This is a genomic window from Archangium violaceum Cb vi76 (assembly GCF_000733295.1).
GTDB lineage: Bacteria > Myxococcota > Myxococcia > Myxococcales > Myxococcaceae > Archangium > Archangium violaceum.
Genome location: NZ_JPMI01000163.1, coordinates 1 through 10,147 on the forward strand (window position 1 = coordinate 1; position 10,147 = coordinate 10,147).

Sequence of the window (10,147 nt, forward strand, 5' to 3'; positions counted from 1 at the left end):
TGCCTGTCTCGGTTCTCCAACCCGTGGCACGCAGTGTGGACAGGGGGTTCAACCCGGGATGCGTGGCACCCTCACCCCGTCCCTCTCCCGGAGGGAGAGGGGAAATCAGGGGCTCAGGCGGCAGGACCGGGCTGGGCCGGCGGGGTCGGAGCGGTGGGCGGCTGGGCCTGCTTCTGCTTCTTCGAGCGCGACACCACGAAGACGATGCCCAGGATGAGGAAGGTGCCCGCGCCGGTCAGCGTGCCGTAGAGCTGGTATTGCAGCAGCGACGCGGAGATCTGCCGGATGACCTCGGGCAGGTTGCACATCGTCTGGGTCGCCTGGAAGCGGGTCGTGTTGTCCCACTCGAGCCACTTCGGCGCCGCCCACGAGGCCGTGGCCAGCCCCATGAAGGCTCCGAAGAGGATGAAGGTGAGCAGCGTCTTCAGTGTGGCCATCGTCCGGGCACCTCGGTGAGGAGACGTGGGAGCGTCCTTTAGCACGCAATCTGCGCACGGGGACCACCCCTCGGCGACAGCCGTGCTATCTGAGGGTCGTGCCGCTCCTCCCTCTCGCCGCCGTGTTCGGGGTCATCACGTTCGTCTGCGCCGCCTTCCTGCTCGTCCACGCGTTCCGCCGGAGCCTGGGGACGGGGATGATGGTGCTGCTGGTGCCCTGCTACGTGCTCGTGTACGCCTTCAGCCAGTTCGAGCACCCGCGCAAGAACCTCATCCTCGCCGGCTTCTTCGGCAGCAGCGTGCTCGCCGCCGTCTTCCTCGGCCTGGGCGCCCACGCGGTGGAGCAGGTGATGCTGCGTCCGCCCCAGCCTCCCATCTTCTGACCTGGCGCGAGGCGAGCCCGTGGCCTCCGCGCCGGACCAGCCCGCCTTCACCAGCCCCCGCTGCCCCACGCACCAGCGGGCCGCGGTCGCCACCTGTGTCCGCTGTGGCACCTTCCTGTGTGGCGAGTGCACCGAGCTGCTCGGCGAGTCCTCCTACTGCGCCTCCTGCATCGCCTTCGTCCGCGAGCATGGCACCGCCTCCCTGGCCCTCAAGCTGACGCTCGGCCTGGGAGTCTTCGCCCTCCTCACCGTGCCGCTCGCCATGCTCCTGCCGGTGAGCGTGGTGGTGGACGTGGGCCAGGCCACCCTCGTCGTCCCCATCCTGCGGCGCCTGCCCGTGCTCAATGGCATCGCCGCGGGGCTCGGCTTCTGGATGTCGTCCCGCGAGCTGCGCCGCCTGGAGCGCGTGGAGTCCGCCTCGTCCGCGCGCTCGTGGGCCCGGTGGACGCGTGGGCTGTCCTGGCTCAACCTCGCCTGCGTCCTGCTCCAGGTCTTCCTCGTGCTCCGGCTCGTGCTGGGCTTCTTCGTCACCGGCCTGCGCTGAGGCGTCCCCGGTCCGTTCTCAGACGCCGCGCTCGTTCGGGTCCCAGATGTACTTGTGCATCTGGAGCTGGAAGCGCACCGGCAGCCGGTCCTCGATGATCCACTCGGCCAGCTCCTTCGTCGTCAGCTTGCCGAAGATGGTGGAGAAGAGCAGCCCGTACGGCTTCTCCAGCAGCCGGTGCTCGGTGATGAGCTTCTTGGACCACTCGTAGTCCTCGCGGCTGCCGATGACGAACTTGAGCTCGTCCTGGGCGTTCATCGACGTGAGGTTCCGGTAGTCGTTCCGGTCGCACTCGCCCGAGGACGGCGTCTTCATGTCCACGATTTTATGGACCGCTGGAGGCACCAGCCGCACGTCGATGGCGCCGCTCGTCTCCAGCAGCACGATGAGGCCGGCGGCCAGCAACTCCTCCATGAGCGGGTACACGCCGGGCTGGAGCAGGGGCTCGCCACCCGTCACCTCCACCCGGGGCGCGCCGAGCTCCTTCACCCGGGCCACCACCTCCGGAATCTTCATGCGCGTGCCGCCGTGGAAGGCGAACTCGCTGTCGCAGTAGGTGCAGCGCAGGTGGCAGCCGGTGAGCCGCACGAAGGAGCAGAGCAGCCCCGCGTGCGAGGACTCGCCCTGCACCGAGAGGTAGAACTCCTTGACCACCACCGAGTCAGCGGTGGGAACACGACGGGGCTCGATGTGGGGACGCGCGACGGGCATGGGGGATCCGGGGGGCCTCGCTTCAATCCCACCCGGGCGGTGGATGCAAGTTCGGAGTCCCCCCGGGCCTCAACCGCCCAACATCCCTGGGGAATTTCCAGATGCCCGCCCGCCCTCGCGGCGAGCGGGCTTCCGGAGCCTGGGCCTCAGGCCGGGGTGCTTCGTGCCTTCACCTGGGCGATGAAGGTGTCGATGAGCTGCCGGGCGATGCTCAAACGCGGGGGGAGCTGCGGGAGGTTGTCGGGCGTGAACCAGTTCGCCTCGGCGATCTCCTGACCATCCACTTGAATCTCGCCTCCGGCGTATTCGGCGGTGAAGCCCAGCATGAGCGAGCGGCCGAAGGGCCACGGCTGGCTGCCGAAGTAGCGGAGGTTCTTCAAGTCCACGCCCACCTCTTCCTTTACTTCGCGCACCACCGTCTCCTCGAGCGACTCGCCGACGTCGACGAAGCCGGCCAGGGTGCTGAAGAAGGCGCCGGGGAAGTTGGCGTTGCGCGCGAGCAGCATGGAGTCCCCCCGGGTGATGAGCACGATGACGGCGGGGGAGATGCGGGGGTAGTAGGGCGTGCGGCAGACGGGGCAGCGGCGTGCGCGCTCGCCGGGGACGAGCACCGTGGGCTGACCATCGCGGCCGCAGAAGCGGTGGGTGGCATCCCACTCGGCGATGGCGAGCGCCCGGCCGGCGGCGGCGAAGAGGGACTCGTCCACGCGGTTGAAGAGGCCGCGCGCGGGGACGAGCTTCATGCCCTCGGGAGGAGCGATGTCCTTGGGGAATGCGGCGGCGTAGCAGTCCACGTCCCCGAGGGTGCCGAGGAAGTGCGCGCTGGTGGAGAGCTCGAGCAGCTCCGCGCAGGTGGGGATGCGCACGGTGTCGTCGCGCTCGGAGACGAGCAGCTCCAGGCCGTGCGCGGCGAAGAGCAGGGCGGTGTCGCGCGGGCGCGCGGGGACTTCGTGTCCGGGGATGAATCGGGGAGGGCTCACGTGCGGCACCTTAGCGGGAGCCGGTGCGCGGGGGCAGGGACTCGTGGGCGGGGGCGTCTCCTGCTGGAGGGCTGTGGTGTGTGGGAGACAGCGAGGCGATGACACATGGATGCGGGTCACCGCCGGCCAGTGCTAGGAACGGAGGGATGATGCGCACCTCGCTCCTGATGGCTGTGTTGTGTGTCGTTGGCTGTGCCCGAGTCCCCACCGTGCCCGTCCGCTACGTGGTGAGCAGCGCCGAGGCCCCCACCTTCCGCATCTCCCAGGGCAAGGGGATGGCCATCCTGCTCACCAACGAGGAGACCGGGGCCCGTGCGGCCTCGATGGGAGTGCTGGAGCTCCAGGCGGGCGCCGGGGTGCCCGAGCACATCCACGCGGACAGTGTGGAGATGCTCTACGTGGAGGAGGGTGGGGCGGAGATGACCATCGAGGGACAGGCGATGCCCGTGAAGCCGGGTGATGCCGTCTACATCCCCGCGGGGGTCAAGCACTCGGCGCGCATTCCCGAGGGGGCTCCGAGCTTCCGGGCCGTGCAGGTGTACGTGGGCCCGGGTCCCGAGGCACGGTTCCGCCAGGGTGAGCCCGTGAAGTAACACTCCCTCTCCCCTCGGGAGAGGGCTGGGGTGAGGGTATCCGAGCCCGTTCTTCAACCCGTGGCCCACAGTGGAGACAGGGGGTTCAACCAAGGACCCGTGGCACCCTCACCCCGTCCCTCTCCCGGAGGGCGAGGGGAAATGGGCGCGGTGAGCAGCCCCTATTCACAGGAAGGGCTTCAGTGAGCCGCAGCCGCGGGCTCGCGGAACTGCCGGTGGTACAGCTCCGCGTACAGGCCGTTGCGCGCCATCAGCTCCTCGTGCGTGCCGCGCTCCGTGATGCGCCCGGCATCGATGACCAGGATGAGGTCCGCGCTCCGGATGGTGCTGAGCCGGTGCGCGATGACCACGCTCGTCCTTCCCGCCAGCAGCGTGGAGAGCGCGCGCTGGATGAGCGCCTCCGTCCTCGTGTCGATGTTCGCCGTCGCCTCGTCGAGGATGAGCACCCTCGGCTCGGCGATGACCGCCCGCGCGAACGCCAGCAATTGCCGCTGCCCCTGGCTCAGCGTGGCGCCTCCCTCCCCGAGCACCGAGTCATAACCCTTCGGCAGCGCGGCGATGAACTCGTGCGCATGCACCGCGCGGGCGGCCTGCTCTATCTCCTCGCGGCTCGCGCCAGGCCTGCCGTAGCCGATGTTCTCCGCGATGGTGCCGGAGAACAGGAACGGCTCCTGGATCACCGTCGCCATCTGCCGCCGCAGGCTCGCCCGCTTCACGCGCTTGACGTCCTCCCCATCCAGCCGCACCACGCCCTCCGTGGTGTCGTAGAAGCGCGGAATGAGGTTGGCCACCGTCGTCTTCCCGGCGCCCGTGCGGCCCACCAGTGCCACCGTCTGTCCGGGGGCCACCTCGAAGCTCACGTCCCGGAGCACGGGGTGCTCCGCGTCATAGGCGAAGGACACCTTCTCGAAGGAGATGCGCCCCAGGGCCCGCCCCAGCTCCAGGGCGTCCGGCGTGTCTGCGGGCTCGCGAGGCTCGTCCAGGATGGAATAGATGCGCTCCGCGCCAGCGAGCGCCGACTGCATCAGCGTGTACGTCGAGGCCGCCAGTTGCACCGGCCGGAAGAACTGTTGCGCGTAGATGAGGAACGCGGCCACCAGTCCCACGGTCAACTGCCCCTGGAGCACCATGTGGCCGCCGTAGCCGATGACGAGTGCCGTGGAGAGCGTGGCGAGCACGTCGATGGCCGGGGAGAACGCGGAGGTGATGCCCACCGCGGCCACGTTGGCGTCGCGGTTGGCGGCGTTCCGGCCCCGGAAGCGCCGGATGTTCTCGTCCGTGCGGTTGAACGCCTGTGCCTGCCGGACGCCCACCAGCTCCTCCTGGAGCTCCGCCGTCACGCTGCCGACCGTCTGCCGCGTCTTGCGGTAGGCCTTTCGAGCCCTCGCGGCGAAGAACCACGTGGTGAGCAGCATCGCCGGAATGAGCGTGAAGCACGCCAGCGCCAGGCGGACGTTGAGAGCCAGCATCGCCACCAGCACGCCCACCAGCCCGAGCATCGAACCCAGCAGCTGCGTCAGCCCTTGCGCGAAGAACTGGTTGAGCGTGTCCACGTCACTGAGCAGCCGGCTCATCAAATCCCCGATGGGCCGCTTGTCGAAGTACGAGAGTGGCAGTGCCTGGAGCTGCTCGAAGAGCCGGGTGCGCATCGAGGAGAGCACCTGCTGGCCAGCGGCCCCCACGCGCCACGTCTGTCCCCGCGAGGCCACCGCGCCCCCGAGGTACACGGCGAACAGCAGCAGCATGGTGCGCGACAGGGCCGCCGCATCCCCGCTCCCGATGTCGTGGTCGATGGCTCGGCTCACCAGATACGGCCCGATGGCCTGCGCCAGCGCGCTCACGAGGACCAGGGCCAGTGCCACCAGCAGCGTGTCTCGGTGGGGCCGCAGCTCCGTCATCAGCCGGCGAGCCACCGCTCCACGGTTGGCGGCGCGCTGGACCTCCTCCGCCATCGACTCGAGACTTCCAGGCCGCCTCATGCCGCCTCCGGGGTGCTGGCCTGCAACTGCGAGCCGAGGATCTCGTTGTAGAGCGGGCTCGAGGCGAGCAGCTGCTCATGGGTTCCCTGTGCCACCACCCGGCCCTCGTCCAGCACCAGGATGAGGTCCGCGTCGCGCACCGTGCTGATGCGCTGGGCGATGACGAGCGCCGTACGGTGCGTGCCACGCATCAGCCGGTCGAGCGCGTCCTGGATGGCGGCCTCCGTCCCGGCGTCCACCGCCGAGGTGCTGTCATCGAGGATGAGCAGGCGCGGATCCGTCAGCAGGGCCCGGGCGATCGCCAGCCGCTGACGCTGGCCACCCGACAACCCCACGCCCCGCTCGCCCACCACCGTGTCATAACCCTGGGGCAGCCCGGCGATGAACTCCGCCGCCTGGGCCGCCTCGGCCGCCGCGTGAATCTGCTCCTGGGTCGCATCCAGACGGCCGTAGGCGATGTTCTCGCGCACCGTCCCGGAGAAGAGCAGGGCATCCTGCAACACCACGCCGATCTGCGAGCGCAGGCTGGAGAGCGTCACCTCGCGCACGTCGTGCCCGTCCAGCAGCACCGTGCCTCCCGTCACGTCGTAGAAGCGGGGAATCAGGTTGATGATCGTGCTCTTCCCCGAGCCCGTCGTCCCCAGGATGGCCACGAGCTGCCCTGGCTCGGCCACGAAGCTCACCCCGCGGAGGATCTCCCGCTCGCCGCCCGCGTAGCGGAAGCGCACGTCGCGCAGCTCCACGCGTCCCTGGATGGGCGGCAGCGTCCGGGCTCCCGGCTGGTCGGCCACCTCCACCTGGGTGTCGAGCAGCTCGAACACGCGCAGCGCGGACGCACCGGCGCGCGAAATCTGCGCCGCGATGAACCCCAGTGTCATGAGTGGCATGAGCAGGAAGCCCAGGTAGGCGTTGAACGCGAGCAGCTCGCCGAGCGTCAGCCGTTGGCGGAAGATGAGCATGCCGCCCACGCCCACCACCACGAGCGTGCCGAGGTTGGCGAAGAAGCCCACGAACGGGAAGTTGGTGGAGATGGCGTCGATGATTCCCAGGTTGTGGCCGAGCAGCTCGTCGTTGATCTTCCGGTAGCGAGCGGCCTCGCGTTCCTCGCCGGAGAACGCGCGCACCACGCGGATGCCGCGCAGATCCTCCTGGAGCACGGTGTTGAGCTGGCCCAGCGTCATCTGCACCCGGCCGAACAGCGGGCCCATCCTGGTCACGAAGTTCCGGAGCAACCAGAGGATGGGCGCGATGGACGCCAGCGCCACCACCGCGAGCACGGGGTTGAGGCTGAGCAGCAGCGCCGCGCAGCCCACCAGCATGACGCACGAGGCCGCGAGCTGCACCACGCCCGAGCCAACGAACGTGCGCACCTGCTCGACGTCGTTGGTGAGCCTCGTGAGGAGCTGGCCGGTCTGCGCCTGGTCGTAGTAGCTGAAGCTCAGCCGCTGGATGCGTGCGAAGAGCGCGTCGCGCAGATCGAAGGCGACGCCCTGCGACACACGCTCGGCCAGGTAGCCCTGGAGGAAGTTGAAGAGCCCGCGCCCCAGCGCGATGGCCACCAGTCCCCCCACGGCCTGGAGCACCGTGGCGTTGTCGCTCCGGGCGATGCCGCCGTCGATGGCCAGCCGCACCAGCTGGGGCGCCGCGAGGTTGGCGGCGGACACGAGCAGCAGCGCCACCAGCGCGCCCGCCGTCTCCAGTTTGTACCTGCCCAGATAGCCGAGTGCCCGCCAGATGGCCTTCCCGCTGCCCGGGGGCGCCTGCGGTCTTCGTCCGTGTTCCATGTCCGGGCAGACGTAGCGGACCGGACCCCGGGCCGCAATGTCCTCGCGGAGAAGTGACGGAGTGCTTGACGCTGCCCGAGGGGGACGCTCGGATGCGCCCCCATGACCGAGCTGCTCACCCGCGCCGAAGCGTCGAACTACAAGGAAACCTCACGTCACGCCGATGTACTCGCCTTCGTCGACGAGCTCTGCCGCCGCACGAAGCTCGCGAAGCGTGTCGACTTCGGCCAGAGCGGCGAGGGCCAGCCGCTGGCCGCCCTCATCGTCAGCGATCGCAACTGCTTCACCCCCGAGCTCGCCCGCAGGCAGAAGAAGCTCGTGGTGATGATCGAGGCCAACATCCACGCCGGTGAGGTCGAGGGCAAGGAGTCCGTCCTCGCGCTCGCCCGGGATTTGACGCTCACCAAGCTGGGCCAGAAGCTGCTCGACAAGCTCTGCCTCGTGCTGATTCCGGACTTCAACCCCGACGGCAACGACCGCATCAGCCCCAACAACCGCAAGCTGGACCTGCAGAACCTCGAGGGCCAGGTGAACCCCGAGGGCGGCGTGGGCATGCGCTACACGGGTGAGGGCTGGAACCTCAACCGCGACAGCATGAAGCAGGAGGCGCCCGAGACGCGCGCCCTCGCGAAGTTCTACCAGTCGTGGTGGCCCGACGTGTTCATCGACTGCCACACCACCGACGGCAGCATCCACGCCTTCGACCTCACCTATGACACGTCGCACTCGAACGAGCCGCTCTTCTCCGAGCTGCGCGAGTTCAACCGGGAGATGCTCGACCGCGTGGCCCAGGCCGTGAAGAAGCGCCATGGCTTCGACTGCTTCTGGTACGGCAACTACAAGGAGGAGGGCAATCCCGTCTCCGGCTGGCACACCTACCCCGCGCTCCCGCGCTTCGGCAGCCACTACCGCGGACTGCTCGGCCGCATCGACGTGCTGCTCGAGACCTACAGCTACATCACCTTCGAGCGCCGCTGCGCGGTGATGCGGGCGTGGTTGCTCGAGCTGATCCGCGACGCCGCGAAGAACGCCAAGGCCTACCGCGCCATGACCCAGGCCGAGGAGGAGCGCATCATCGCGCGCGGCGAGTCGCCCGATGTCCAGGCGCTCGTGGGCATCAACTACGGCGTCGCCACGCGCGACGACAAGGGCGCGCTCGCCTTCGAGTACCCCGCCTACGCGAAGCCCGATGACGTGGCCCACATCCTCGCCTTCGACGAGGCCAGCATCACCGCGCGCCGCTACCCGGGCAAGCGCCGGAAGTCATACAAGTCTCCGCACCACCGCACCTTCGTGCCCACGCAGGCGGTGAGCACCCCGGCCGCGTACCTCGCTCCGGCCGAGCTCGCCTCGCGCCTCGAGGGCCATGGCATCCGCTTCGAGCGGCTCGACGCTCCGCGGCGCTTCACCGTGGACAGCTACCGCGTGGCCCGGCGCGAGGAGACGTTCAGCCCGGATGTGGCCACCAACGTTCCGCCTCCCGGCCAGTCCGAGGTGCCGCTCAGCCAGAAGCCCAAGCCCGTGCGCTTCGAGACCGTGCTCACCGTGTCTCCCGAGCGCACCACGCGCGAGTTCCCCGCGGGCACCCTGCTCGTGCCCACCGCGCAGCGCACCGGCACCCTGGCCGTGTACCTGCTCGAGCCGCACTCCGACGACGGCTTCTGCCGCTGGCAGTTCCTCGACGGCCTCATCCAGGTGGGCGAGCTCTATCCCGTCCACCGCGTGGTGGGCTCGGCCCACGCGCCGAAGAAGGCGGAGTGACGCGCCGCGTCTACTTCCCGGGCTTGTGAGGGGGCAGCTCCTCCGGCAGCGGTATCCGGACGAGCTTCAGCCCCTTCGGCCCGTGGTCGATGACGGTGAAGCCCTGGCCCGCCACCCGGAGGAGCTGGCCATCCTTGGCGGCCCCGCTCGCGAGCCATGTCTCCGCCTCCTCTCGCGAGGCGAACGTGTGGGCGATCTGGATGCCCTCGCGTGCGGGGGTCGTGATTTTTCGAAAAAATTCGCGAAACTCTTCGAGTTTCTTGAGGTCATCCCGCACGTAGAGCAGCGCGGCCGCGCACACCCGGAGCGCCGCGTCCTCGGGCGTTCCCTCCGCATGCTGCTTGCTCAAGGCTTCCACGGTGCGGAGGACGGCATCGGCATCGAAATTCTTGTCGTATTTCATCGCGAGTCCGGAAAGGCCTAGAGGGCGAGGGGGGCGAGGATGAGCGCGCCGCTTCCGCCCGTGGCGATGATGAAGGCGGCACCTGCGACGACCACGACGGTTCCGAGCGCGACCTCGGCCTTGTGGGTCCGAATCCAGTCGCGCGCCTTGTCGAAGCTGGAGAACTCGAGCGGAGGGCGCTTCTTCGCCCGCTCCGCCTCTTCCTTCTCGAGTCCCTCGACGCACTGCGTGTACTGCTTGCGGCACTCCCGCGTGCAGTGCTCGTAGTACCACTCGTTGTGCTCGACGTGCGGGTAGGGCTGCTTCGTGGTCTCCCAGCAGCGGGTGAAGCATTGGTTGAGCTCGTCGTCACAGCTGTATCCGGAGCCTCCCGTCCCGAGAGCACTGCCGACTCCGCTCGCGTCCTCGTCAATGACGTAGGTCCGGGTACTCAGGTCCTGTGCCGACCGTGTGTGGCTGCAACCGGCGCAAGCCACCAGCACGGCGCTCAGCAAGGCCAGCAGCTTCATGCCTCCTCCTTCATCACGCCGGATGGGCCGGGCTGCGCTGTTACCCATGGGGTCACTAGCCAG

At 69.0% G+C, this 10,147-nt stretch carries 11 protein-coding genes; 4 read left to right on the forward strand and 7 right to left on the reverse strand.

Annotated features, from left to right (window positions below; genetic code table 11):
* Positions 1–113 precede the first annotated feature (113 nt).
* Positions 114–437, reverse strand: a complete 324-nt coding sequence (locus Q664_RS23730; RefSeq protein WP_043399983.1) for a hypothetical protein — start codon at positions 435–437, stop codon at positions 114–116.
* Positions 438–535: 98 nt separating this feature from the next.
* Between Q664_RS23730 and Q664_RS23735 the strand changes: the two genes are divergently transcribed.
* Positions 536–820, forward strand: a complete 285-nt coding sequence (locus Q664_RS23735) for a hypothetical protein (RefSeq protein WP_043399984.1) — start codon at positions 536–538, stop codon at positions 818–820.
* Between the two features lie 19 nt (positions 821–839).
* Positions 840–1,364, forward strand: a complete 525-nt coding sequence (locus tag Q664_RS59270; RefSeq protein ID WP_052518576.1) for a B-box zinc finger protein — start codon at positions 840–842, stop codon at positions 1,362–1,364.
* An 18-nt stretch (positions 1,365–1,382) separates the two neighbouring features.
* Here Q664_RS59270 and Q664_RS23745 read toward each other — a convergent pair whose 3' ends face one another.
* On the reverse strand, positions 1,383–2,075 hold the full coding sequence (locus tag Q664_RS23745; protein WP_043399986.1) for a radical SAM protein: 693 nt from the start codon (positions 2,073–2,075) through the stop codon (positions 1,383–1,385).
* A 146-nt stretch (positions 2,076–2,221) separates the two neighbouring features.
* Complete coding sequence (gene nudC, locus Q664_RS23750) at positions 2,222–3,055, reverse strand: NAD(+) diphosphatase (protein ID WP_043400006.1); 834 nt, start codon at positions 3,053–3,055, stop codon at positions 2,222–2,224.
* Between the two features lie 146 nt (positions 3,056–3,201).
* On the opposite strand from nudC, the gene Q664_RS23755 reads away from it, so the two are divergent.
* On the forward strand, positions 3,202–3,648 hold the full coding sequence (locus tag Q664_RS23755; RefSeq protein WP_235216849.1) for a cupin domain-containing protein: 447 nt from the start codon (positions 3,202–3,204) through the stop codon (positions 3,646–3,648).
* Positions 3,649–3,827: 179 nt separating this feature from the next.
* Here Q664_RS23755 and Q664_RS23760 read toward each other — a convergent pair whose 3' ends face one another.
* Both Q664_RS23760 and Q664_RS23765 read right to left on the reverse strand, forming a co-directional pair.
* Positions 3,828–5,627, reverse strand: a complete 1,800-nt coding sequence (locus Q664_RS23760) for an ABC transporter ATP-binding protein (RefSeq protein WP_043399987.1) — start codon at positions 5,625–5,627, stop codon at positions 3,828–3,830.
* A complete protein-coding gene (locus Q664_RS23765; protein ID WP_043399989.1) occupies positions 5,624–7,411 on the reverse strand; it encodes an ABC transporter ATP-binding protein in 1,788 nt (595 codons plus the stop codon). Before Q664_RS23765 ends, Q664_RS23760 begins: the two co-directional genes overlap by 4 nt.
* 102 nt (positions 7,412–7,513) lie before the next feature.
* Here Q664_RS23765 and Q664_RS23770 point away from each other — a divergent pair, with 102 nt between their 5' ends.
* On the forward strand, positions 7,514–9,172 hold the full coding sequence (locus tag Q664_RS23770) for a M14 family metallopeptidase (RefSeq protein WP_043399994.1): 1,659 nt from the start codon (positions 7,514–7,516) through the stop codon (positions 9,170–9,172).
* A gap of 10 nt (positions 9,173–9,182) precedes the next feature.
* Here Q664_RS23770 and Q664_RS23775 read toward each other — a convergent pair whose 3' ends face one another.
* Entirely contained in the window at positions 9,183–9,575 is a 393-nt protein-coding gene (locus Q664_RS23775) for a hypothetical protein (protein ID WP_043399997.1), read from the reverse strand.
* Between the two features lie 17 nt (positions 9,576–9,592).
* Positions 9,593–10,084, reverse strand: a complete 492-nt coding sequence (locus Q664_RS59275; protein ID WP_043400000.1) for a hypothetical protein — start codon at positions 10,082–10,084, stop codon at positions 9,593–9,595.
* Positions 10,085–10,147: the final 63 nt, after the last annotated feature.

What these genes read in the sequence shown, in the direction of transcription:
- Q664_RS23730 (WP_043399983.1), bottom strand. Translation starts at nt 437, where the DNA reads ATGGCCACACTGAAGACGCTGCTCACCTTCATCCTCTTCGGAGCCTTC.
- Q664_RS23745 (WP_043399986.1), bottom strand. Translation starts at nt 2,075, where the DNA reads ATGCCCGTCGCGCGTCCCCACATCGAGCCCCGTCGTGTTCCCACCGCT.
- Q664_RS23755 (WP_235216849.1), top strand. Translation starts at nt 3,202, where the DNA reads ATGATGCGCACCTCGCTCCTGATGGCTGTGTTGTGTGTCGTTGGCTGT.
- Q664_RS23760 (WP_043399987.1), bottom strand. Translation starts at nt 5,627, where the DNA reads ATGAGGCGGCCTGGAAGTCTCGAGTCGATGGCGGAGGAGGTCCAGCGC.
- Q664_RS23765 (WP_043399989.1), bottom strand. Translation starts at nt 7,411, where the DNA reads ATGGAACACGGACGAAGACCGCAGGCGCCCCCGGGCAGCGGGAAGGCC.
- Q664_RS23770 (WP_043399994.1), top strand. Translation starts at nt 7,514, where the DNA reads ATGACCGAGCTGCTCACCCGCGCCGAAGCGTCGAACTACAAGGAAACC.
- Q664_RS23775 (WP_043399997.1), bottom strand. Translation starts at nt 9,575, where the DNA reads ATGAAATACGACAAGAATTTCGATGCCGATGCCGTCCTCCGCACCGTG.
- Q664_RS59275 (WP_043400000.1), bottom strand. Translation starts at nt 10,084, where the DNA reads ATGAAGCTGCTGGCCTTGCTGAGCGCCGTGCTGGTGGCTTGCGCCGGT.